At 53.1% G+C, this 23,386-nt stretch carries 24 protein-coding genes and 3 pseudogenes; 20 read left to right on the top strand and 7 right to left on the bottom strand.

Annotation, left to right across the window (positions count from 1 at the left end):
* Positions 1-137: 137 nt before the first annotated feature.
* From ACTVIM_RS16870 to ACTVIM_RS16825, 10 genes and pseudogenes are all read left to right on the top strand, one after another.
* Positions 138-1,334, top strand: coding sequence for an MFS transporter (locus ACTVIM_RS16870; RefSeq protein ID WP_445613275.1), 1,197 nt, complete (start codon positions 138-140; stop codon positions 1,332-1,334).
* Positions 1,335-1,417: 83 nt separating this feature from the next.
* Positions 1,418-2,248: a glycosyltransferase family 2 protein gene (locus ACTVIM_RS16865; protein WP_445614380.1), complete on the top strand. Its 831-nt coding sequence runs from the start codon at positions 1,418-1,420 to the stop codon at positions 2,246-2,248.
* Between the two features lie 292 nt (positions 2,249-2,540).
* On the top strand, positions 2,541-3,923 hold the full coding sequence (locus ACTVIM_RS16860; protein ID WP_445613274.1) for a glycine--tRNA ligase: 1,383 nt from the start codon (positions 2,541-2,543) through the stop codon (positions 3,921-3,923).
* Positions 3,924-4,179: 256 nt separating this feature from the next.
* Positions 4,180-4,385 (top strand): annotated as a pseudogene (locus tag ACTVIM_RS16855) (IS701 family transposase); the annotation flags it as partial.
* Between the two features lie 314 nt (positions 4,386-4,699).
* Positions 4,700-4,972: a hypothetical protein gene (locus ACTVIM_RS16850; protein WP_445613273.1), complete on the top strand. Its 273-nt coding sequence runs from the start codon at positions 4,700-4,702 to the stop codon at positions 4,970-4,972.
* 426 nt (positions 4,973-5,398) lie between these two features.
* Positions 5,399-6,810, top strand: a pseudogene (locus tag ACTVIM_RS16845) (IS6 family transposase).
* A 403-nt stretch (positions 6,811-7,213) separates the two neighbouring features.
* A pseudogene (locus ACTVIM_RS16840) lies at positions 7,214-7,617 on the top strand (UPF0236 family transposase-like protein); the annotation flags it as partial.
* Positions 7,618-7,849: 232 nt separating this feature from the next.
* Entirely contained in the window at positions 7,850-7,996 is a 147-nt protein-coding gene (locus ACTVIM_RS16835; protein ID WP_445614384.1) for a hypothetical protein, read from the top strand.
* A 181-nt stretch (positions 7,997-8,177) separates the two neighbouring features.
* Positions 8,178-8,813 (top strand): FMN-dependent NADH-azoreductase, encoded by a 636-nt coding sequence (locus ACTVIM_RS16830; protein WP_445613272.1) that lies wholly within the window; start codon positions 8,178-8,180, stop codon positions 8,811-8,813.
* Between the two features lie 152 nt (positions 8,814-8,965).
* Positions 8,966-10,876, top strand: a complete 1,911-nt coding sequence (locus ACTVIM_RS16825) for a SpoIIE family protein phosphatase (RefSeq protein ID WP_445613271.1) — start codon at positions 8,966-8,968, stop codon at positions 10,874-10,876.
* A 116-nt stretch (positions 10,877-10,992) separates the two neighbouring features.
* On the opposite strand, the gene ACTVIM_RS16820 is transcribed toward ACTVIM_RS16825, so the two are convergent.
* From ACTVIM_RS16820 to ACTVIM_RS16810, 3 genes are read right to left on the bottom strand one after another with little or no spacing between them, the layout of a single operon-like run.
* Positions 10,993-11,763, bottom strand: a complete 771-nt coding sequence (locus tag ACTVIM_RS16820) for a sigma-70 family RNA polymerase sigma factor (RefSeq protein ID WP_033021603.1) — start codon at positions 11,761-11,763, stop codon at positions 10,993-10,995.
* Positions 11,723-12,211 carry an anti-sigma B factor RsbW gene (gene rsbW / locus ACTVIM_RS16815; RefSeq protein WP_445613270.1) on the bottom strand — a complete coding sequence of 163 codons (489 nt, stop codon included), beginning with the start codon at positions 12,209-12,211 and terminating at the stop codon, positions 11,723-11,725. The genes ACTVIM_RS16820 and rsbW overlap by 41 nt, the downstream gene beginning before the upstream one ends.
* Complete coding sequence (locus ACTVIM_RS16810; RefSeq protein WP_033021606.1) at positions 12,208-12,558, bottom strand: STAS domain-containing protein; 351 nt, start codon at positions 12,556-12,558, stop codon at positions 12,208-12,210. The genes rsbW and ACTVIM_RS16810 overlap by 4 nt, the downstream gene beginning before the upstream one ends.
* A gap of 124 nt (positions 12,559-12,682) precedes the next feature.
* Between ACTVIM_RS16810 and ACTVIM_RS16805 the strand changes: the two genes are divergently transcribed.
* The 5 genes from ACTVIM_RS16805 to ACTVIM_RS16785 all read left to right on the top strand — a co-directional run bounded on the left by ACTVIM_RS16805 (position 12,683) and on the right by ACTVIM_RS16785 (position 15,107).
* The gene (locus tag ACTVIM_RS16805) at positions 12,683-13,066 is read left to right on the top strand and encodes a YkvA family protein (RefSeq protein WP_033021608.1); all 384 of its coding nucleotides are present in this window, start codon (positions 12,683-12,685) and stop codon (positions 13,064-13,066) included.
* A 136-nt stretch (positions 13,067-13,202) separates the two neighbouring features.
* On the top strand, positions 13,203-13,892 hold the full coding sequence (locus ACTVIM_RS16800; protein ID WP_033021615.1) for a uracil-DNA glycosylase: 690 nt from the start codon (positions 13,203-13,205) through the stop codon (positions 13,890-13,892).
* Positions 13,893-13,908: 16 nt separating this feature from the next.
* Positions 13,909-14,208 (top strand): YwdI family protein, encoded by a 300-nt coding sequence (locus tag ACTVIM_RS16795; protein WP_033021616.1) that lies wholly within the window; start codon positions 13,909-13,911, stop codon positions 14,206-14,208.
* 285 nt (positions 14,209-14,493) lie between these two features.
* Positions 14,494-14,865, top strand: coding sequence for a DUF423 domain-containing protein (locus tag ACTVIM_RS16790; RefSeq protein ID WP_033842829.1), 372 nt, complete (start codon positions 14,494-14,496; stop codon positions 14,863-14,865).
* Between the two features lie 35 nt (positions 14,866-14,900).
* Complete coding sequence (locus tag ACTVIM_RS16785) at positions 14,901-15,107, top strand: hypothetical protein (RefSeq protein WP_445613269.1); 207 nt, start codon at positions 14,901-14,903, stop codon at positions 15,105-15,107.
* Between the two features lie 140 nt (positions 15,108-15,247).
* Here ACTVIM_RS16785 and gerQ read toward each other — a convergent pair whose 3' ends face one another.
* From gerQ to hemQ, 3 genes are all read right to left on the bottom strand, one after another.
* Positions 15,248-15,796 (bottom strand): spore coat protein GerQ, encoded by a 549-nt coding sequence (gene gerQ, locus ACTVIM_RS16780; RefSeq protein ID WP_445613268.1) that lies wholly within the window; start codon positions 15,794-15,796, stop codon positions 15,248-15,250.
* Between the two features lie 27 nt (positions 15,797-15,823).
* A complete protein-coding gene (locus ACTVIM_RS16775) occupies positions 15,824-16,252 on the bottom strand; it encodes a cell wall hydrolase (RefSeq protein ID WP_445613267.1) in 429 nt (142 codons plus the stop codon).
* Positions 16,253-16,711: 459 nt separating this feature from the next.
* A complete protein-coding gene (hemQ, locus tag ACTVIM_RS16770; RefSeq protein WP_445613266.1) occupies positions 16,712-17,458 on the bottom strand; it encodes a hydrogen peroxide-dependent heme synthase in 747 nt (248 codons plus the stop codon).
* Between the two features lie 275 nt (positions 17,459-17,733).
* Between hemQ and pta the strand changes: the two genes are divergently transcribed.
* Positions 17,734-18,714 (top strand): phosphate acetyltransferase, encoded by a 981-nt coding sequence (gene pta / locus ACTVIM_RS16765; RefSeq protein WP_033021628.1) that lies wholly within the window; start codon positions 17,734-17,736, stop codon positions 18,712-18,714.
* Positions 18,715-19,105: 391 nt separating this feature from the next.
* Positions 19,106-19,975 carry a lipoate--protein ligase family protein gene (locus ACTVIM_RS16760; RefSeq protein ID WP_061912370.1) on the top strand — a complete coding sequence of 290 codons (870 nt, stop codon included), beginning with the start codon at positions 19,106-19,108 and terminating at the stop codon, positions 19,973-19,975.
* Between the two features lie 206 nt (positions 19,976-20,181).
* On the opposite strand, the gene ACTVIM_RS16755 is transcribed toward ACTVIM_RS16760, so the two are convergent.
* Positions 20,182-20,835: an RsfA family transcriptional regulator gene (locus tag ACTVIM_RS16755; protein WP_144976770.1), complete on the bottom strand. Its 654-nt coding sequence runs from the start codon at positions 20,833-20,835 to the stop codon at positions 20,182-20,184.
* A gap of 174 nt (positions 20,836-21,009) precedes the next feature.
* On the opposite strand from ACTVIM_RS16755, the gene ACTVIM_RS16750 reads away from it, so the two are divergent.
* The 3 genes from ACTVIM_RS16750 (at position 21,010) to ACTVIM_RS16740 (ending at position 23,358) form a co-directional block, all read left to right on the top strand.
* Positions 21,010-21,237, top strand: a complete 228-nt coding sequence (locus ACTVIM_RS16750; RefSeq protein ID WP_033021653.1) for a DUF1450 domain-containing protein — start codon at positions 21,010-21,012, stop codon at positions 21,235-21,237.
* Between the two features lie 290 nt (positions 21,238-21,527).
* Entirely contained in the window at positions 21,528-22,826 is a 1,299-nt protein-coding gene (locus ACTVIM_RS16745; RefSeq protein ID WP_445613265.1) for an HD domain-containing protein, read from the top strand.
* 13 nt (positions 22,827-22,839) lie between these two features.
* Positions 22,840-23,358 (top strand): YwgA family protein, encoded by a 519-nt coding sequence (locus ACTVIM_RS16740; RefSeq protein ID WP_445613264.1) that lies wholly within the window; start codon positions 22,840-22,842, stop codon positions 23,356-23,358.
* The last annotated feature ends 28 nt before the right edge of the window (positions 23,359-23,386 follow it).

Genomic DNA, 23,386 nt, shown 5'->3' with positions numbered 1-23,386 from the left:
AGGTTCGGCGAAATCGTTCGTTTTTCACCAGTCCTTTATAGTTTTTTCGTTAGGATCACCAGCCGTATAGTACACAGACGGCTGGTTTTCTTTTATAATAAATATGTCTTTACATCGATAATGACAGGGGGATACACATGAATCAACCGACGATTTCCCAGCGCAAGCTGTTAGGCATTGCCGGCCTTGGCTGGCTGTTTGACGCGATGGATGTCGGCATGTTGTCGTTTTTGATGGCCGCCTTGCAAAAAGACTGGAACTTGACAGCCGAACAAGTCGGCTGGATCGGCAGCGTCAACTCGATCGGCATGGCCGTTGGGGCGCTCGTGTTTGGGTTGCTCGCCGACCGGATCGGCCGGAAACATGTTTTTCTTGTCACATTGTTATTATTCTCGATCGGCAGCGGGCTGTCGGCGCTGACGACGACGTTGGCGGCGTTTTTGGCACTTCGCTTTTTGATCGGCATGGGGCTTGGCGGCGAGCTGCCAGTCGCGTCAACGCTCGTCTCGGAAGCGGTGCCAGCTAAGGATCGCGGCCGGGTCGTTGTGCTGCTTGAAAGCTTTTGGGCCGGCGGCTGGCTGCTGGCGGCGCTCATTTCCTATTTTGTCATCCCGGCTTACGGCTGGCGGACGGCGTTATGGTTGGCGGCCGCATCGGCGCTGTACGCCATTTACTTACGCCTCCGGCTGCCCGACTCGCCACGGTTTATGGCAACGAAAAAAGAGGGAACGGTATGGGACAATATCGCCAACGTATGGTCGGCGCCGTACCGGAAGGAAACGACGATGCTTTGGCTTCTTTGGTTTTGTGTCGTCTTTTCGTATTACGGCATGTTTTTATGGCTGCCAAGCGTCATGGTCATGAAAGGATTCAGCTTAATTAAAAGCTTTGAATACGTGCTTGTGATGACGCTCGCCCAGTTGCCCGGCTATTTCAGCGCCGCATGGCTGATCGAGCGGGCCGGGCGGAAATTTGTCTTGGTCACGTACTTGCTTGGCACGGCGGCAAGCGCCTACTTTTTCGGCACGGCCGAGTCGCTTGCGGGGTTGATGGCGGCTGGCATTTTCTTGTCGTTTTTCAACTTAGGCGCTTGGGGAGCGCTGTATGCGTACACGCCGGAGCAATACCCGACGTCGATTCGTGCGACCGGCGCCGGCATGGCGGCGGCGTTTGGCCGCATTGGCGGCATCTTCGGCCCGCTGTTCGTTGGCTCGCTTGTCGCCAAAGGGGTGTCCGTGACAGCGATTTTCACCCTGTTCTGCCTGTCTGTCCTTGTCGCCGTCCTCTCGGTCACTGTTCTTGGCAAAGAGACGAAGCAACAGGAACTCGCCTAAGTTGACAAACAGAAACAGGGGCTATACCTTAAGGGTAAGCCCCTTTTGGTTTGGGAAAAATGAGAGAGGCGGTGGATTGTCCGTTGTGTCCGTCTGTATCCGTTGTCATCCCAACGTACAATCGCCCATATCCGCTTGCCGAGCTGCTTGAAGCGTTAAGTCGGCAGACGTACAAGCCGTTTGAGGTCATCGTTGTGAACGACGGCGGCGAGTCGGTCGATGATGTCGTCGCCTTGTATCCGGAGCTGGACATCGGCGTCATTGACCGCCGCGACAACGAAGGACATGTCGCGGCCCGCAACGCAGGCGTCCAAGCGGCGCGTGGCGAGCTCATCATGCTTTGCGACGACGATGATCTAGTGTTGCCGTGTCATCTCGAGCGGATGGTCGCGGCGCTCGAGCATGCGGACTTCGCCTATGCCGATGCGGAAATTGTCCAGTATCGGGTCGAAAACGATCAGCGCGTCCCGTTCGCTCGCTTCTTATTTGCCTATGAGTACGATTTGGAAGCCATGCGGACGTTTTCAACGTACGTCCCGTCCGGGAGCGTGTATCGCAAGTCGCTCCATGACGAAATCGGCAGCTTTGACCCGTCTATCCACAACTATTGGGATTGGGACTTCTTTTTGCGTGCTGCCTCTGTATGTCGCGTCACCCGTGTCGCGGCGGCGACCGTGTTGTATGCGTTCAGCGCGGATGGCGATAACATGTCGCGACAGCTCGACGACAGGCGGCGCCAATATTTGCGGCGGCTTTGCGAGAAGCATGGGCTCGGCGATTTGCCGATGAAAAACTTTTGGCTTTTGCTTGACGAGCCGGAAGTCGCGCGCCGCCGGGCGGACAGTGAAGTCATCTGGGACGGAAAGCCGATCGTGTCGCGATTTTGGGCGCAAAAAAAGGGAGGCAACTATTGACAGAGGTTTTGCGGGTTTGTTATTATAATGAGCAAAATCGCATAACGAATCGCGATGACGGATCAATAGTAGTTAACCCTCTCTTCCAAAGCGAGCCGGGGATGGTGGAAGCCCGGTGAAGACGGTTAATGAAACGGCAGTCCGGAGCGGAAATGGAAAAAGGGGATGCGCTGTTTGCGCATCAACTAGGGTGGAACCGCGGGAGCTACGCTCTCGTCCCTAGGCGTCATGCCTAGGGGCGAGGGCGTTTTTGATTTGTTGGCACCATACACATGTGAAGGAGGATGATAACATGGCTGCAACCATGGAAGAAATCGTTGCCCACGCGAAACATCGCGGCTTCGTGTTTCCGGGTTCGGAAATTTACGGCGGGCTGGCGAATACGTGGGATTACGGCCCGCTCGGCGTTGAGCTGAAAAACAACATCAAACGGGCGTGGTGGAAAAAATTCGTCCAAGAGTCGCCGTACAACGTCGGTTTGGACGCCGCCATTTTAATGAACCCGAGAACGTGGGAAGCGTCTGGCCACTTAGGCAACTTCAACGATCCGATGGTCGACTGCAAACAGTGCAAAGCGCGTCATCGCGCCGATAAGCTGATTGAGCAGGCGCTTGAGGAAAAAGGGATCGAGATGATCGTTGACGGCTTGCCGCTAGCGAAAATGGATGAGCTGATCCGCGAGCATGGCATCGCCTGTCCCGAATGCGGCAGCCGCGACTTTACGAACGTGCGCCAGTTCAACTTAATGTTCAAAACGTACCAAGGCGTCACCGAGTCGAGCGCCAACGAAATTTATTTGCGCCCGGAGACGGCGCAAGGCATTTTCGTCAACTTTAAAAACGTCCAGCGCACGATGCGCAAAAAATTACCGTTTGGCATCGCGCAAATCGGCAAAAGCTTCCGCAACGAGATCACGCCAGGGAATTTTACGTTCCGCACGCGTGAGTTCGAACAAATGGAGCTCGAGTTTTTCTGCAAACCGGGCGAAGAGCTGAAATGGTTCGACTACTGGAAGCAATTTTGCAAGGAGTGGCTGTTGTCGCTCGGCATGAACGAAGACCATATCCGTCTGCGCGATCATGCGAAAGAAGAACTGTCCCACTACAGCAACGCCACCACTGACATCGAGTACCGCTTCCCGTTCGGTTGGGGCGAGCTGTGGGGCATTGCGTCACGCACCGATTACGACTTAAAGCGGCATATGGAATACTCGGGCGAGGACTTCCATTATCTCGACCAAGAAACGAACGAACGCTACATCCCGTACTGCATTGAACCGTCGCTTGGCGCCGATCGTGTGACGCTCGCATTTATGATTGACGCGTATGACGAAGAGGAGCTCGAAGACGGCACGACCCGGACGGTGATGCATTTGCATCCCGCGCTCGCGCCGTACAAAGCGGCCGTCTTGCCGCTGTCGAAAAAGCTTGGTGACGGCGCGCGCCGCATTTACGAAGAGCTCGCGAAACATTTCATGGTTGACTACGACGAAACCGGCTCGATCGGCAAGCGGTACCGCCGCCAAGACGAAATCGGCACGCCGTTTTGCATTACGTACGACTTTGAGTCCGAACAAGACGGCCAAGTCACCGTCCGCGACCGCGACACAATGGAACAAGTGCGGCTGCCGATCGGCGAGCTCAAAGCCTTTTTGGAGGAAAAGATCGCTTTTTGATGACAAGAACGGAGGCTGTCTCAAAAGATCGTGAAACCGAGCTTTCGCAGACAGCCTCCGTTTTTTTGATCCTTCCCCTCTCTGAGCTTGACGGTTTGAGGTCATCTTGGCCAATCCAATGAAAAGAGCCAAAATGCTTTGATCGCAAAGTTTTGCATCAACTTCGGGAGTTTGGTATGCTATGTTCAATTGCGGGGAAGTTCAATCGATGCGAGTAGAAAACCCAACAAATCACTCTGAGTGCTTTATATTCATTGTTCGCCACGTTCGGACGGTGAAGCGGTACTGGGCCGTGGTGCTGTTCGCCTGCGTACCAGCATCGCGGAATCGCAACAAGACCTCTCTTCCGAACTGGACCTTCTTCGGACTCGGAAGGGGCACAGCGTCGTCGAGTTCATCGATGACGCCGCAAAGCAAGAGATTCCCATTGATGTGATCAAAAAACAGCTCCATGTCGCCTAGGGGGTACCCTGTTTGTCTCCTAGAGCATGGAAATTATTATAATGAAAAATACTCATCTACAGATGAAAAAACTATTGGCTCTTCACCACAAAATGCACTTGACAAAAAAAGTTTTTCGTTATAGGGATGTCAAAAAGATTAATTACCATCTTTTGTTATTTAACATTCAACTGAGAGGGATTATATCATTTTTTCCTAAAAGTCAAGTACATCTTTCGGTGAAGAACCAAACTATTTAAAACCTTTCTATTTTTTGTTAAAATTATATAAACGATTTTGTTCAATCCATTTTCCAGTAAGAGGTGAAAGTGTAAATGAAGAAAATAATTCTTCCTGTAATTTTATTTATCAATCTTGTTTTTATAGTGGGTTACCTTATAGATACCGGGTTCCCCTTCGGTTCTTTATGGCTGGTATGGCTACCCTTTTTCGTTGCTGGTATTATCCTGTCCATTACGTTTCTAGTTCGTTATAGAAAGGAATCCAATGCCAACCTATTTTTATCACTTGCTGTCTTGTTAAGTAGCCTTAGTTCTTTAGGTCTTTGGAGTTTTTATTATTATTTAGCTCGTGTTATGGGAGGATAAGAGCACGAAAAGAGAAGGTTAGAATAGACCTTCTCTTTTCACAAAGATATTTAGCAAATTTTCCCTATTTTTCCTTGAGAGCACAATAATCCAAACTCAGCAACCATCCACCAACCCGGATCAGAAGTAGTGTTCGCACAGACGTATAATTGGTAATCGCAACCATCGTCTCCTTTCCCAAAATTAGCCCAACAACGATCGTGAGCTTGGCAGCATCGGTCTAATGCGTTAATTGGTGTTCCACTTCCACACTTGGCTCCACAGTAATTGTAGTAATAATATTTTCCACTACCAGAATCATAGAGGTATTGTCAAAAGTTTATCCTCCACACTCACGGTTTTCCCTTGAGTTTTAACGGTTGAACGAAAAAAAGCTTGCCCCCCATTGTTTTCGGCCATCATTGAGGTAACGACACATTCGCCTATTTGCTCGAAATCATCAAGACCCAATATCAAATCATTGTGTATTTAATGGGTGTGATATTGGGGAAATCCTTGCATCTCGAGGACTGGGACGAACCATCCAAAAGCCGTACCGGAAACTTCAGGTCGATGACCTTCCGCTCATCGATGTGCCGGAAACCCTTGATTACCGAAAGCTGTTGGCAGACTATGAAGCCCAGCACAGACGTCCTTTACGGCCCATCCAGCGCCGCGCGAAGGCGAAACACCGTGTGCCGGATTCGTTGACCTGCCCTCGCTGCCAGGCTCCCTCTTCTTACCTGTACGCCAATAACGGCGGAAAAGGGCAATACCAATGCAAAGTGTGCCAATGCCGATTCAACCACCGAAATTGGTTCACCAAGCAAGTAGTCTTTCGTTGTCCACACTGCAAAAAGACGTTGGAAAAAATCAAGGAACGCAAAGAATACAACGTCTATAAGTGCAAGAACAACGATTGCCCGTTTTACCAGGCCAACCTTCGCCGGATGACGAAGAAAGAGCGCCAACCGTTTCAACAGGATCCTCAAGCCTTCAAGGTGCGGTATTGGTTTCGGAAGTTCTTGTTTGACTTTCTCCCGTTGGCTTCCTCGTCGCCCATCAAGCCGAAGGTCGATTTGTCCCGGCTGGCTGCGTCGCCGCACGTGTTGGGGCTCGTGTTGACGTACTACGTCAACTTTGGGATGTCCTCGAGGGAAACCGCCGCCGCCCTGAAGGACATCCATGGCGTCTCGATCTCCCATCAGACGGTGCTCAACTACGCCAACAGCGTCGCGCTTTGGATCAAGCCCTTTGTCGACCGGTTCCCGTATGAGCTGTCCGGTTCGTTCTGTGGGGACGAGACGTATATTCGCGTCAAAGGGCGCTGGCATTACCTGTTCTTTCTGTTTGACGCCGTCAAAAAGATCGTGCTGTCCTATCGCGTCTCGCCCAACCGGGACACGCTCTCGGCCATCAAGGCGATCAATGATGTCCTCAGGAAGCTGCCGTCCCTTCCAGACGACTTGTCGTTCGTCGTGGATGGCAACCCGATTTACCTGTTGGCGCAACACTTCTTTGCCCAGCACGGGATTTCGTTTGACGTCCGCCAGGTGATCGGCCTAACCAACGAAGATCCGGTCTCGGAAGAGTTTCGCCCTCTCAAGCAGATCATCGAGCGATTCAACCGGACCTTTAAAGGCAACTACCGCCCGACCCATGGGTTTGGCGCCGAGGAAGGCTCGGTGTCCTTTGTGACGCTGTTTGTGGCGTATTTCAACTTTCTGCGCCCGCATAGCGCGCTCGAAGGCCGGGTACCGGTCGTCATCCCGGAGCTCGCTGAACTGCCGCATATGCCGGCCCGGTGGACGAAGCTCATCACCATGGCTCAGGACTTCCTTCAAAACGAGGCAGCCTAACTTTTTTGTCCTCCAGAGCCCGTTGAACAGAACTCCTGCCGGATTCGGCGAAGCGAACCCTTGACCAACCGAACACCGCCAAAGGTAAAATTCGGTAAAAACAAGGGCGGCTTTCCTATTGCCTTCTTTTTTGTCCCCGTCGCCCTTGACGACTCTTCCGCACCTTTGGCGGGTGTTGGTCAAGGGCGAATCCGGCTCTCTGCATGCCCCACGATGCTCAATGGGATGGTCTGTGTGGAGTTTTCATAGAACTTTTGACGCTACCATGAGAAATAGGTAAAAAGCGAATTTCATGCAAAAAGGACTCTCTCCCTGCTAAGATGGTGGTTGTCAACATCAACCGAAAACAAGAGGGAGAGAGTCCGCGAAACATCCTACCACAGAATAGCTTTTAGTAAAAGAGTTGGAGGAACAATGGATAAGAACTCTTCAAAAGGTGTTCGCTGTCTTATTGGCCGCCCTTTGGAGGAAATCGATCAACAACTGGCGGAAGCTAGGGACAAGCGCCGCGATCAGCTGAAAGACAAACGGCCGACCACCCTCCAAACGCTGTTTGGAGACGTGACGTTTCGACGGAACTACTACTATGATCGGCAGGCAGGGGTGTATACCTTCTTGTTGGATGCCGAACTGGGCTTTGATGGAGCCCAATCGATCAGTCCTTGCCTTGAGGAAACGGCGGTCGAGTTGGCTGTAGAGTGCTCTTCCTACCGCAAAGCAGCCCGCACGTTGGAGGCGATCGTGGGGGATGCGGTTCTCAGCCATGAGGCGATTCGTCAGCTGGTGTTGGCGGCCCCTGTTTCGCTCCTTCCTCTGTTTGATGAGGGATGAGAGTACAAAAGCGCTTACGGATATAAACTCCTGAAAATGGCCCAATCACCCGTGATTTCCAAACTCCATAGGGAGCCAAAAAACGTTCTCCACCAAGTCTTGGCCGACTCGAATTTGAAAAAAACGATCGAATTCCCGCCGCATAAATGGTAAAATGGAAGTATAGACTAGTTCCTGTATCCTACGTGAATCAAGGGGGCCAACCATGATGGAAGAAAAACCGATCTACTACGATGGAAGCGGCCATCTGCCTAGCGAAAATGAAAGCGGTGTCAAAAGCGAGCCGTTTACGCTCACGGATGAGATCCGAAAACAAATCAGCGGCAATCCGTTTGTTGTTGAGCAAAGCGAATAACCGATCCGCACGTCAATTGCCTCTAGGGCAATTTTTTTTTGGGCAAATGATTTGCGAAATTCGTCTCCTCCTTCTATAATTATCTCTCGTTCGAGATATTTGGGACAAAGATAAATGCATGCCGTTGTGGCAAGCGGCAAACACTAACATGCTGAGATCATCAAGAAAGGGAGTATGCATCATGACGAAAGTATTGTACATCACCGCCCATTCCCACGACGATACACAATCGTACAGCATGGCGGTCGGGAAGGCGTTTATCGACACGTACAAGCAAGTGCATCCGGATCATGAAGTGATTCATCTCGACTTGTATAAAGAATACATTCCGGAAATCGATGTCGACGTATTCAGTGGATGGGGCAAGCTCCGTTCTGGCCAATCGTTTGAACAGCTCTCGGCCGAGGAAAAAGCGAAAGTCGGACGGATGAACGAGCTATGCGATCAGTTCATCTCTGCGGACAAATACGTGTTCGTTACGCCGATGTGGAACTTTTCTTTCCCGCCGGTATTGAAAGCGTACATTGACGCGGTGGCGGTGGCCGGAAAAACGTTTAAGTATACCGAACAAGGACCGGTCGGGCTGCTGACGGACAAAAAAGCACTCCACATTCAGGCGCGCGGCGGTTTTTATTCGGAAGGCCCAGCGGCAGCGATGGAAATGGGACATCGCTATTTAAGCGTCATTATGCAATTTTTCGGCGTGCCGTCGTTTGAAGGCTTATTCATTGAGGGACATGCGGCCGTGCCGGAAAAAGCGGAAGAAATTAGGGCGAACGCCATCGCTCGGGCGAAAGACTTGGCTCATACGTTTTAATTAAAGTTTTCCGCCTCACTCAATGAGCTGATGGATCGTCCACTGATCGAACGGAACATCTTTTTTGGATCCGGCTAAGGTGCGAAATGGAGGTGTGAAATGTGAGTATGGTATAATAACCGTATCAACGAGGGAGTGGAGGTTTCTCTTTTGTGAACGAACAGAAGCCAAATGAGCGGGTGCGTTTGCACGCGGCAACTGCTGTATTGGCCGCTGTCTGGTTCGGGTGGTTGTTGCTTTCGGGCGGTTGGAATCCGCTTCCGCCCCGCCTTGACCATTCGCTTGACCTTGTTTTGGGGCTTGCCGCTGTTGTTGCTTGTTGGCTCGTCGCTGTGCAAGGGTGGGCGGTGTTCCCGCATACATTGTCAATGGAACGGTTGATTATGGGGGCGTTATTTTTTTCAGCGGGAGCGCTTTTTTCATGGTCAACGGTGTGGTCGTTTACAGCGACTGGCGTGTCGGCGGCGCTGTTTGCGCTTGCTGCCCGCTTGACGTTGGCCGCGGGTTTTCTTTTTCTGTTTTCGCGCCCGGATGAAGTGATGGAGCGGCATAGCGGACAGCGGTGGCAAGCGTTTTTGGCCGCTTTTGCTTACACAGCTGTCGTCGGGCTGTTCATTCATATGGTGGCGACGGTGGGAGCGGAGGACGGGACAAGCCGCTGGCGACTTTGGTGGCAGGTCGGAACCGGTGTGACCGGCTTGCTTGACGTGGCGGCGGGGGTGCTCGTGTGGCGCCGCTGGCGACAAGGCGGCTCTTCTTCGCTTTTATACTGGCCGCCGGCTTGTTTGTTGTTTGCCCTTGGACAGGCGTTGCTGCTGGTTGGCGACGGGTCACGGCTTTGGGGGCCTTTGTATGAGATGGCCGGCTTCTTGTATGTGGTGCGCGCGATGTACGCGGAAACGGTGGAAAAGCCGTACACCGAGCTGAAGCAGCGCGAACAGCAGCTTGAGATGATGGCCAATGCGCTCGGTGAAGGGTTGCTGATGGTCAATCGGGACGGGCGCATCGTTTGGATGAATCCGGCGGCGGGCCGCTTGATCGGCGCCGCTCCGGGTGAGGCAAAAGGAAAGCCATTGTTTTCATTTGTCTCGCTGGCGCGTCCGGATGGGGCTGCCTGGGATTGGAAGCAGCTGCGTCGCGTTGTGAAACGTTTGAAAAGCGGCGAAGTGATTCGCGTCGAGGAAGAGCCGTTTCGGCGGCGGGACGGCGTTTGCTTGCCGGTCGGTTATACGCTCGCGCCCGTGATGGAAAACGGAACGTTGACCGGGCTCGTCGCCGTCTTGCGCGACATGACCGAGAAAAAAGAAAAGGAGCGGCTTGAGCGCGAACGCGAGCAGCTTGATTTTGAAATGTCGTTGGCCGCCAATATGCAACGGTCGCTCTTGCAAGCGTCGGCTGCAGCCGATCTGCCTTCCTATGTGGACATTGGGGTTCTCAGCGTGCCTGCTCGCGTACTTAGCGGGGATTTTTATCATTTCGCGGTCCACCAGAGGTCGGTGTCCGTTGGGATTGCCGATGTGTCGGGAAAGGGCATTCCGGCGGCGATGATCATGACGTTAATGAAGTTTATTCTAGACCGGACCGTTCATTACGGGACGCAGCCGCATGTGTATCTCGACTTGTTGAATCGGTTTGCCTACGATTACACGGAACCGTCCATGTTTGTGACGATGGTAGTCGGCAACTACAATGAGAAAACGCACGCTTTTTCCTACGCGTGCGCGGGGCATGAGCCGGCGCTTCTCTATAAGGCGAAAACAAAACAGTGCGTGCCGCTCCGCGCCAAAGGATGCGCGCTCGGTTTATTTCCGCAATTTTCCTTTGAAACTCAGTCGGTCGTGCTAGAGCCGGGGGATTTTGTGTTGCTGTACACGGACGGAGTGACCGAAAAACGCAACGCCGAAATCGATGACGGGTTTTCCGTTCTCGCTTCGATGCTCGCCCGCGTCAATCTCGATCAGCCTGCTGCGCAAATCGTTCACGAGCTATATGAGCAAATTCGAGCATATCACCGATACGAACAAAAGGATGACCAGACATTGCTGCTGCTGCGCCGCCGTTAGTGCCTGTCCGCACTCGGCGGCGCCGTTTTTGGTTCGGCGAGCGATGGTTCGAATGCGGAGCAACGCGCAGCCGCCGTCTTTTCTTTCTTCCTTCGTTTGGCTTGACGGTGTGAAGATCAGGACGGATGGGCGGCAAGCTGCCGTTTCAGTTTGTCGATTGCTCGCTTTTGGATGCGGCTGATCGTCATTTGTGAGACGCCGAGCCGTTCGGCGAGCGAGCGCTGCGTTTCTCCGCGGCGGAAAACGGCGTCAATGACGAGCCGTTCCTGCTCGCTCAGCTTGTCGATCGCCTGCTGCAAATCCAAACGTTCGATCAGCGCTTCAACCTCATTTGTCTGATCAGCGATAAATTCTCCGATGGTCGTTCCGTCCTTTTCGCTGTCTTGCACGGGGGCGTCGATCGAAACAGGCTGGTAATGGTCGCGGCCGGCCAAAATTTCAATCGTCTCCTCCGCTGATAAGCCTAGATGGTCGGCGATTTCATCGATGGTCGGCGAACGTTCCAGCTTGATGGTCAACTCGTCGATGGCTTGCTGCACTTTACTTCCTTTTTCTTTCACCTTGCGCGGCACTTGAATGTACCACGCTTTGTCGCGCAAATAGTTTTTCATATAGCCAATTAAGCTTTTCATCGCGTACGATTCGAAGCTCGTCCCTTGGTTTGGATCGTAATGCTCAAGGAGACGCAAAAACGACAACCGTCCGACTTGAAACAAATCTTCGTAAAAGTCGGGGCGGCTGCGCGCCATTTTTCTCGCCGCCGCCACAATCAGCGGTTCAAAGCGGACGAGCAACGCCGTCGCCGCTTCTTCCGCCTTCGTTTGTTGGTAAGCAGCAATCAAGGCGTCAAGCTTGCTCTTGGACAGAGGAGGGGGATATAGAGTCATGGGCATGCTCTCCTTCTCCGCGATGGCGGAATTTCGTCAGGCGGACTTCCGTTCCGCCTTTTGTGCTGACAGTGACGTCGTCCATGAGCGCTTCCATTAAAAAGAGGCCGAGGCCGCCGACTTTGACGTCTTCAAGCGGTTTCGTGGACAGGGGTGCCGCCTGCTTGGCCGCCCGTTTGTAATCGAACCCTTTGCCTTGATCTTTGATGATGATCGACAGCGCGTCGGTGCTTATCTCAAAGCGAAGATGAATGACGCCGCCTGCCCCGTTGTAGGCATGCAGCACCGCATTGTTACATGCTTCGGAGACGGCGACTTTCATATCCTCTATTTCCTCATACGAAAATCCCATTTTGGCGGCCAGCCCGTACAAAGTCAGACGCGCGATATCGATGAATTGCGCATCGGCTGGAATCGACAGCTGTACGATCGTTTCGTGCTCTTTCATGATTGGCTCTCGATCCTTTCTGTCGTGTCATTTGTTTCGGAAAAAAAGTGAGAGACGCCGGTTAAATCAAACAGACGCTGTACTTTGGGCGGCACGTTTTCAATCAGAAAGGGAGCTCCTTGCTTTTTGCGGGTTTTCAGCAGCGCCACAAACATGCCGATGCCGGTGCTGTCAATGTACGTCAACCCGTCTAAGCGGATGACAAGCGTTTTGGCCGCGTCATGGGCGAGCGGTTCAATGGCACGCCGAAACTGTTCGGCCGCCGCTAAATCAAGCTCCCCTTTTATGTATACCACGTGTCGGTCTGACTGTTCGTCATGAACGAGATGAAATTGTTTCTTTTCCATTTCCATTCACCTCAAATGATCGCTCGTTTGTTTTTACGGTCGCATGCTCTTGTCCACCAATCAGGCGTTTACAATGACTATACCCCTATTTTATACTATTTGAAACAGAAAAGGGGGATGATCCGTGTTCGAAAAATGGAAGTCATGGGCAAAGAGGCTGAAACGGGAAATTTTCGTCTTGTATTCGGCCAGCCGCGACCGCCGCGTCTCGGTCTGGCTGCGTCTCTTTATGCTGGCTGTCGCGGCGTACGCGTTCAGCCCGATCGATTTGATCCCCGATTTCGTTCCGGTTCTCGGGTACGTGGATGATTTGCTGCTTGTGCCGCTTGGCATTTACTTGGCGCTCAAGTGGCTGCCGAAAGACATTGTCGCCGAACATCGGGCGCGGGCGGAAGAGCTCGCTAGGCGCGGCAAACCGACGAATTGGACCGCCGGGGCGCTGATCCTGCTTTTGTACGTGCTGCTTGCTGTTGGCCTGCTCCGGTGGCTGATTTCAGGGCGCCTTTGATGGCGGGGGCAAAGGATTGGTGCTTTTGGTTGGAAAGCGAGCTTCCCCGATGGCTGCCGTTCACTTCGCTTTGCCGTTGGTGTGTTTTTGGTTACAATGATAAAGGAAAAAGCCGATGGCAAAGGAGTGGCTCAAAATGCCGATTCTGAAAAACGACTGGGCTCCGCTGCTTGAAGAGGAGTTTCAAAAGCCGTATTACGTAAAGCTGCGCGAGTTTTTAAAAGAGGAGTACCGGACGCGGACGATTTATCCGGATATGCACGATATTTTTAACGCCCTTCATTATACGCCGTACGCGAACGTCAAAGTCGTGCTGCTCGGGCAAGACCCGTACCACGGCCCGGGGCAGGCGCACGGGTTGAGTTTTTCCGTCAAGCCGGGCGTGCCGGTGCCGCCGTCATTAGTCAACATCTTCAAAGAGCTACATGACGATCTTGGCTGCTACATCCCGGATAACGGCTACCTTGTGAAATGGGCAAAGCAAGGGGTGCTGTTGTTAAACACGGTGTTGACCGTCCGCCGCGGCCAAGCGAATTCCCACCGCGGCAAAGGGTGGGAACATTTCACCGACCGCGTCATTGAACTCGTCAATGAAAAAGACGATCCGGTCGTCTTTTTGCTTTGGGGCCGGAATGCGCAAGAGAAAAAAGCACGGATTACGAATCCGCGCCATCATATCATCGAGGCGCCGCACCCGAGCCCGTTTTCCGCCGCGCGCGGCTTTTTCGGCCACCGCCCCTTTTCGCGGACGAACGCGTTTTTAACCAAGCACGGACGTGAACCCATTGACTGGCAAATCGAAAACATCGGCGCCCGCGCCGAGTGAGCGAGGAGGAAGAAGTATGTCCATTTCCTTTGCCGCCATTGTTGGAAAAATGGAAGATGAGCTCCGCAAAGCGAAGGCGGCTCATGACCCGCAGCGGATGCGCGAACATATCGCCGCTGTTCGTGCCTTATGCGATTTAATGCTGGAAACAACAGCTCAACCGCAGCCGGCCGTTCCCTCTCTCTCAACAGGGCCGCTTGTCGTCGGCGGGCCGATGTCGGTTGCTGGTGGGCTGTCGTTAGGATCCGTTTCCGGCCGGGGGCGCTCCCCTGACATTGATGACGAGGCGAACGGGGAGTCGTTGTTAGATTTTTGAGGGAAAGACAAGGAAAACCTGTGAAGCGGCTCTTTCCTTTTAACACATTCACCGAGAAGTCTCCCACCTCGAAATGGAATGTAGGTAGGAGATGTTCATATAGCTTGTTCTGTTTGGCGCCGGAGGGCAAGAAGCGGTTCTCCGGCCTGAATGCAGGTCTGGCCAGTGGCGCTCCCGATCGCCCGGTTTCATCGATAGGTTCCGATCGATTAGTCATTGGTTGTCATGGAACATTCCCATTGAATTGAGAGAAAATAATCTTCCATTTAGAAAGGCGGGACAGTTATGAAAACATTTGTCCTTCTCGGCGCGCTCAATGCGTTTTTAGCCGTGGCGTTAGGAGCGTTTGGCGCACACGGGTTGGAAGGGAAAATTCCGGATCGGTATTTGGAGATTTGGAAAACGGCGGTGCAATACCAAATGTTTCATGCGGCAGGCTTGTTGGTCGTCGGCCTGTTGCTTGGCAAGGCGCCAAATGTCGGGCTGATCGGTGCCGCGGGCTGGGTGATGCTGGCGGGGATTGTTCTGTTTTCTGGCAGCTTGTACGTATTAAGCGTTACGCAACTCAAGCCGCTTGGCGCCATCACCCCATTGGGCGGTATTGCTTTTTTAATCGCTTGGGTGATGATCGGATATGCGGCGTTGAAGTGGCTGTAACGCGGAGGCGAACGAAAAGGCCGGTGGCGGGCTGCATGGTTTGGCGGAAGCTGACAACGATCGCCAGCTTAATCGGTAAGCTGGAAATCGGTTGCGGGCCATATCGTGTGGAGGAAGCGACCCGTTCGTATCTAGCGATGATCAAGGGGTTGATCCCCAAAGCGATCTATCGTTCAGATCCGACCAACACCTCGTGTGACAAAAGCGGTCGGTGCGTCTATACCGATGAGAGAGAGGGCTGACCGGAGAGGCGATCTCCCCCTAAAGAAAGACGCAACATCCCGTGTGGCAGGGAAGCGGCAGGCGCTTATATAGCGATAAGAGAGGGTGTCCCGAGTTTTTGGGACACCCTCTGGCATAAAGGGACAGCTTGGGACGCCGCTCAGCGCGGAGAATAGGAGGAAAGCGGTGCCGCTGTCGCACCGGCGAACGGGTATTCGTAGGCGATTTCCCCTTCAAAGGTGACGTAATCGAGGTAAATCATCGGGATCAAATAGCGCGTTCCCGTTTGCGGATCGCTCAAAATGACATGGTCGCGCCCCGCTGCCTCAATCACGCCGCGGAATACTTTCGCGTTCCACTCACGGTTGTTTTCAAACGTCGCATACACCGTAGCGACTTTCCCTTTGTTTAACCGCAAAATGTTTTCAATATACGACTCTTCAAGCGGCAACATCCCCGGAATTGCCGCTCCTGCCGCCGCAGGCGCAGCGGCGGTAGTCGGTGTCGGTGCGGTGAAGGTTGGCGTTTGCAGCCCGAATGTCGGCGGCGTCATCGCCGGAGCGGAGACCGCTTGCGGATAGTACGAATATGGGGACCAAGCTGGATAATACGGTTGCGGATACGCATAGCCGTATGGATACGGCGTGGATGGCTGTTGCCGCTGCTCTTCCTCCTCCGAATAAAAGTGATAGTCTGTATAGTTGGACATAGGAACCCCTCCTCATATGAAAAAATGTCAATAAACGCGCGGGCAGTCCGATTGGGTCGGCGCAAAAAAGCAGTGTGATTTATACCGGCCGACGTTCCATTGGTTGAACCATTGCGGCGGGCAAGGCTCGCCTTCAGGCGGCTTAAAAAACCAAAGCGCATTGGTCGCGGGATGGTAGCGCCAGCCGCGGATCACTTGGCGTGCCAACCCAATATCAATATCGCGCGCCCGTTGGTAAAAGTACCCTTTTTGCACCGCTTCAAAGCCGCCGGGGCTCTGGAACACCATTTGCCGGATGGAGCGGATACCGCGGAAATCAAGGCAGTCGGCGATGACGCGGTTGACGCCGACGTTGCCGACCATGAGCATCCCAAGCCGCCCGTCTCCTTCCGCTTCTGCCCGCATGAGCCGAGCCAGCAGCTTTACGTCTTCTTCGGTGTGGGCTACAACGGCCATATCGTCACCTCAGTCGTTGTGAATTTCGACAGTAATAGGCTATTGGCGGAACGAGAAAATGGTGACAGGCGGACAAACGGTTAAAACGGAATTTCTGATTTTATATGTATGGGGTAGTTTGCCTGTATATGACCGAAACGAGCACTGTTGGCTAAAACCAACAACGGTTTTCGAATTGGGAAATGACATGGTAAAGACGTATGTATACACGATGAAATCACCATCACCCTAGAGGGCTGGTGAAAAACGGTTGTTTCTTTTGAGCAATGGGAGAGCATTTGAAAGACGATCCTGATGCGACAAGGCTTTTCTATTTGAGAAACGAGGTTGGTAAGCGACCTGCTCCCTTAAATCACCGGCCTCCTAGAAGGAGACCGCGAGTGCTTGCCGGTCGGCGTTCGTGCGGCTTGAAGCCGGGGAAAATAAGCAAAGGGGCCTGCAGGTAAGGCCCCTTTCTCGTTATACATGGAAGAACGAAGAAACTTGTTCCGCAGGCAAGCGAGTGCCGACAAAGAAAGAGCCAAACTCGCCAAAACGGGCGCTGACTTCGTCAAAGCGCATCTCATAAACGAGCTTTTTGAACTGGAGCGCATCATCGGAAAACAAGGTGACGCCCCACTCAAAATCATCCAAACCGACGGAGCCGGTGATGATTTGCGTTACTTTGCCAGCGTACTTTCGCCCTGTCATGCCGTGAGCGCGCATCAGGTCGCGCCGCTGTTCCATGGACAACATATACCAGTTGTCCTCGCCTTGGCGCCGCTTGTCCATCGGGTAGAAACAAATGTAGTTCGTTTTCGGCAATATCGGGTACAGGCGACGGCGCACTTCCGGAATTTGATACGGATCTTCGCTGCCGGATGCCAAATAATTGCTCAGTTCCACAACCGAGACGTAGGAATACGCCGGCAGCCAATATTCGGCCAGTTTCGTCTTGTTGAGCGCCGTTTCCACTTCATGAAGCTCATCAAGCGTCGGGCGCAAAATCATGAACAGAATGTCTGCTTTTTGCCCGACGATCGTGTAGATGGCATGGCTTCCTTGCTTCTCGTTTTCGGTCGTCTCCCATTGGTCGACAAGCGCCAAAAACTCAGCGATCGCCGCTTCGCGCTCCTCGCTCGGCAGCGTTTTCCACGCGCTCCAGTCGATTGTGCGGAAATCATGCAAACAATACCAGCCGTCCAACGTTTGGGCCGCTTCGCTCATCATCGGTCACTCCTTATCATCGAGTATGTCCATCACTACTATACCATAGTCTGGCCAAAAACGCGGTGCATGGCGCATGAAAGCAAATGTACGGAATTGTTCCAAAAGATGAATTATTGGTTGGAAGGGCTTTCCTTCATTGCGTTTCCGCTGAAAAGAGGTATGCTTATAAGTAGAAGGACAGGATGGCGTGATGACCGTCGCTCTAGGAGGCCGGAGAAAGGGAGCGGTCGGGCGGCCGCACGCCAACCGCGAAAATGAAGGAGGCGTAACTGGTGGCAAATGATTTGTTTGCGGCGTTACAAGCAAAGGTGGCCGGAACGGGACGGAAAATCGTGTTTCCAGAAGGCATGGATGACCGCATCTTGGCGGCGGCCAGCCGGTTGGTGACAGAGCAAGTGCTTCAGCCGATCGTTCTTGGCGACGAACAAGCGGTGCGGGTGAAGGCAGCGGCGCTTGGCTTGTCACTGGAAGGTCTACAGATTGTCAATCCGCGCCGTTATGCTAGGTTTGATGAGCTGGTTGCGGCCTTTGTCGAACGGCGTCAAGGAAAAGTGACCGAGGAGGCGGCGCGCGAACTGCTGCTCGATGAAAACTATTTCGGTACGATGCTCGTTTACACGGGAGCCGCTGACGGTTTGGTGAGCGGGGCGGCCCACTCAACGGCCGACACCGTCCGACCGGCGTTGCAAATCATTAAGACGAAACCGGGCATCCGCAAAACATCGGGCGTGTTCATTATGGTGCGCGGGGAGGAGAAGTATGTGTTCGCCGATTGCGCCATCAACATTGCCCCCGACAGCCGGGATTTGGCGGAAATCGCCGTTGAGAGCGCTCAGACGGCGAAAATGTTCGGCCTTGAGCCGCGGGTGGCGATGCTCAGCTTTTCCACGAAAGGATCGGCTTCCTCGCCAGAGACGGAAAAAGTCGCAGAGGCGGTGCGGCTGGCGCGTGAGATGGCGCCGGGGCTCGTCATTGACGGCGAGTTCCAGTTTGACGCCGCTTTTGTCCCGGAAGTGGCGAAAAAGAAAGCCCCCGATTCCCCGATTCAAGGCGATGCGAATGTGTTCATCTTCCCGAGCCTTGAGGCGGGCAACATCGGCTACAAGATCGCCCAGCGCCTTGGCGGCTTTGAAGCGGTCGGACCGATTTTGCAAGGGTTGAACAAACCGGTTAACGACCTTTCACGCGGCTGCAGCGCGGAAGATGCGTATAAGCTTGCCCTCATTACCGCCGCTCAGTCGCTTGGAGAGTGAGGGGAAAAAGAAAAGGCCGTCGTGCGGCTCGCGTGCGCCGGTGAAGGGAAAAACGGATTCGCTCAAAAGGTCACCGAGACCGACCGGATGACGGCAGGAAAGGGTTGAAAAGCTCGCCCTTTCTTGATGCGAAGAGAAGATATTTTTGGATATAGTGACAGAAGAGGGTGCCCTGCGTGTTCGGGACACCCTCTTTCATGCTGACCGGGAAGAACGCTTTTCTCAGCGCGGCCGCAGGTGGGGGAAACGTCCATTGCTGATGCATTAGTAACGATTGGGCGAAGCGCAACTCGTGTAAAGGCCGGCTGTTGTTCGGCGATCCGGTTGCGCAACATCTCCATCGATTGTGCTATAATGGGGGCGGAATGATCAACGTAAGGAGCTAACCGTGATGAGCCATGAATTGTTGCGGCAGCCGAAGTGGAGAGTGATCGACCAGTCTCATTTCGGCCCGCTGTTTGATGCGAAACAGTCGTTTGCGACGGACGACGCGCTATGCACCGCGGTCGGGTCCGGGCGGTCGGATCCGGTCGTGCGCACTTGGGTGCACGAGCATACCGTCGTTTTAGGGGCGGCGGATACGAAGCTTCCCCACATCGCCGAGGCGGTGTCGTTTTTGCGCCGACAAGGTTACCGCGTCGTCGTCCGCAACTCCGGCGGCCTCGCTGTCGTGTTGGATAGCGGGGTGCTGAACATTTCTCTTGTTTTCCCGGAAACAGGCCGTTCCATTGCCGTTGAGCAAGGGTATGAAGCCATGTGTGCGCTCATGGCTGCCATGCTCGCCCCGTACGGCGTCACCATCGAAGCAGGGGAGGTCGTCGGTTCGTATTGCCCGGGCCGCTATGACTTGAGCATCGGCGGCCAAAAGTTCGCTGGCATTTCCCAACGGCGCGTGCGCGGCGGTGTTGCTGTGCAGATCTATCTTTGCGTTACGGGAAGCGGCTCGGCGCGCGCGGAGCTGATTCGCCGCTTTTATGAGCTCGGGCGGCAAGGAAAACAAACGACTTTCGCCTATCCCCTTGTCGACCCGGCAGTCATGGCCTCGCTGTCCGAACTTACCGGCCGCCCGTTGTCCGTCGCTGAGCTGTTGGTTGCCCTCTGGCGAACGCTGCAATCGTTTGGCGGTCAGCTGTATTCCTCTGCTCTCGAGGGGGAAGAATGGGAGTGGTACGAATATTATTGGGCCCGCATGGTGGAACGGAATGCCGTCGTGTCTTTCGAAAAACCGAGCGGAACGGGGGACGTGGCCGCCGATGTTTAGAAGGCTGGTGAAAAACCGCTGATTCCCTTCATCAATGGGAGAATGATTGAAACACAGGTCCGATACAACAAAGGTTTTTCTAATGGAGAAATGACATGGTAAATCCGTATACGCCATTAAATCACCAGCCTCTTAGGGGCGGCAGGAGAAGAGCGGGACTGGCCGACAAACATAGGATGCCGCAAACAGTGCGGCATCCTGTTTCATTACTCGGCGATTTTTTCTAAGTTTCCGTTCGGGTCCATGCGGAACGTCAGTCCCCGCTCTTCTTCCTCTTTTAACACCATTTTGCGCGCCCGATTGATAATGTTGACCAACGTCTCGAAATCTTCCTGAACGGTGGACGAGTTTGCTTGCAACTGTGCCACTTTTTCTTCCAGTTCTTGATTCGTTTTCTTCAATTCTTCAATTTCGCGGCGCAGCCGCTCATTTTCTTTAACGAGCGCCTCCCGCTTCCGCTCATGGGACTGAAACGTTTTTAGGAAGGCGATCACTTGGTCGAGCGTCACTTGTTGCGAAGCGGCAGGCGGGATGACGGCCGGCAGCTGCATCACCTCGCCGAGCTCCTCAAGCGATGGCATTGGTGGTTCATAGAGGCGCCGTTTTTTCGCGCCCCCTTGTTTGGCGAGCAGCCGCATAAGTTCTTTGCGCTGCTGTTTTGCCAGCTGCAGCGCTTCCTCATAGCGATGGCGGACGACCGCATTCCAGCGGAAGCCGCACGCTGCCGCTGTCCGATTTAGCTTGTCGCCGACTTCTTCAAACGCGTTGAGCTGGGTGCTCCCCTCGCGCACATGGCGAAGCACCGTTTCAGCCAACAATAAATCGTCTTCCTCTGTCCAAGCATCTTGCCGTTGTTTCATTGTTCCCCACTCCTTTTTCGATACTAGTAAAAAGGATAGGCAACAGCGTCACTGTTTATACATTTCCAGTTTACAGGATTGACAAGTTATGAGAATAAAAGCGGTAAACTTGCAATTTTCCTGCAAAAGGGGTAGAATACACAAGGCAAACGCCACAGAAAGGAATGACGAATGATGGCGAATGAGTTTCGCGTTTGCGACGACTGCAAGGCGCCGAATTTGAAGACGCTGCTGCCGCGTTTGAAAAAGCTGGACCCGGACGCCGTCATTAAAATCGGTTGCCAGTCGTATTGCGGTCCAGGGCGAAAAAAAACGTTCGCCTTCGTCAACAACCGCCCGGTGGCGGCGCTGACCGAGGACGAATTGATCGATAAAATTGCCGAACGGCTGAAAAACCGTTGACTGCATCACCTTCTTTGCCGAAAGAAGGTGATTTTTATGTTTTTCGGCTCTTCACCAAAAGTTGTACTTGATTTTTTCACCATACATCTTACTTATGCATCCACGAAAGAACAGGAAACCAATCAGCCTATACTTGTTCAGAGAAGTGCACCGTCTGTCAAGTACACGTTGTGGTGATAAACCTGTTTTTCGTCAATACTGGAGAAAGACGGAGAAAAAAGTCAACTATTTCTTTACGGCTCGAAACGGCGTATAATAAATGTATGTTCGAGACGGAAGAGGAGGATGCGATGTATTCCGGCGGGCAGCTTGACGAAGAAAAAGTGTTTAAAGATCCGGTGCACCGATACATACATGTTCGCGACAAAGTGATTTGGGATTTGATCGGCACAAAGGAATTTCAGCGCCTCCGCCGCATCAAGCAGCTCGGCACCACGTATTTGACGTTTCACGGCGCCGAGCACAGCCGATTCAACCATTCGCTCGGCGTGTACGAAATCATTCGCCGCATCATTGATGACGTGTTTGTCGGCCGCGACCATTGGGACCATAGCGAGCGACTTCTTTGCCTATGTGCGGCGCTTTTGCACGATTTAGGGCACGGCCCGTTTTCCCATTCGTTTGAGAAGGTGTTTCGCCTTGATCACGAAGATTTTACACGTGCTATCATTTTAGGCGATACGGAAGTGAACGCCGCACTTCGCCAAGTGGATGACGATTTTCCGCGAAGGGTCGCTGAAGTGATTGCCAAAACGTATCCGAACAAGCTTGTCGTCAGCCTCATTTCGAGCCAAATTGATGCTGACCGGATGGATTACTTGTTGCGTGATGCTTACTACACCGGCGTCAGCTACGGCTATTTTGACATGGAGCGCATTTTGCGCGTCATGCGCCCGCGCGAGGACCAAGTCGTCATTAAGCGGAGCGGCATGCATGCGGTTGAAGATTACATCATGAGCCGCTACCAAATGTACTGGCAAGTGTATTTCCACCCGGTCACACGCAGCGCGGAAGTCATTTTGACGAAAATTTTGCATCGGGCGAAAAAACTGTACGAAGACGGCTACTCGTTTCAAACGAAGCCGGTTCACTTTTTGTCGTTTTTCGCTGGAAACGTAGCGCTTGACGATTACTTGGCGCTCGATGAGTCGATCATTTTGTTTTATTTTCAACAATGGCAAGAAGAACAAGATCCGATTTTGCGCGATTTATGCCGTCGCTTTGTGCGCCGTCGCCTGTTCAAATATACTGAATTCCATCCGACGAACGATCAAATGGCGAAGTTGATCGAACTGACCGGTTTGTTTCGCAAAGCGGGGATTGACCCGGACTATTATTTGGTTGTCGATTCCTCGTCAGATTTGCCGTACGACTTCTATCGACCGGGAGAAGAAGGCGAACGCCTGCCGATTTATTTGCTGATGCCGAACGGGGAACTGCGCGAGCTGTCGCGCGAATCGGTGCTCGTTGACGCCATTTCCGGCAAGCGGCGCACCGACCATAAGCTGTATTTCCCGGCCGACTTCCTAGAAGACTTGTCGGCGAAGCGAACGGTGAAGAAAGCGATTCTCGAAATTTTAAAGGGTTAGGAGATGACGGAGGGTGCTCACGGAGCATGCGAAAGTGATGAAGGCGTTGGCGGCCGCCGGGGAAATTGTCGGCCGCAAAAAGCTGCAAAAAATGATTTACATCGCGAAAAAGCTCGACTTTCCGTTTTACGAGAAGTTCGATTTCCATTTTTACGGCCCGTATTCCGAAGAGCTCACATGCCGCATTGAAGAGCTGTGCGCGCTCGGCTTTTTGCAGGAGGAGAAAGAGAAAAAGAGCGGCTATGTGCAATATCGCTATACGCTGACCGAGGCGGGCGAACAGTTTTTGCGCCATTATGACTGGGACATGCCGGGTCTTGACGAATGCATGCAGGTGATGAACGGACAAAACGCGCGTTTCTTGGAACTGGTTTCCACAGTGCTCTATTTTGAACATTTGTCGAAAGAGGAAGTAAAAGAGAAAATCGCCGTCGTCAAAAGCAAGCAGCGCTATACGGCGGAAGAAATCGAAGAGGCGTATGCGTATATTGAAGCGCTGCGCAGCCGATGCAATCCAAAAGCCCGCGTATAAGCGGGCTTTTTAGTCATTGAAAACCGAG

It is taken from the genome of Geobacillus sp. YF-1 (genome assembly GCF_052692335.1).
This window is presented reverse-complemented; position numbering and strand designations above follow the sequence as displayed.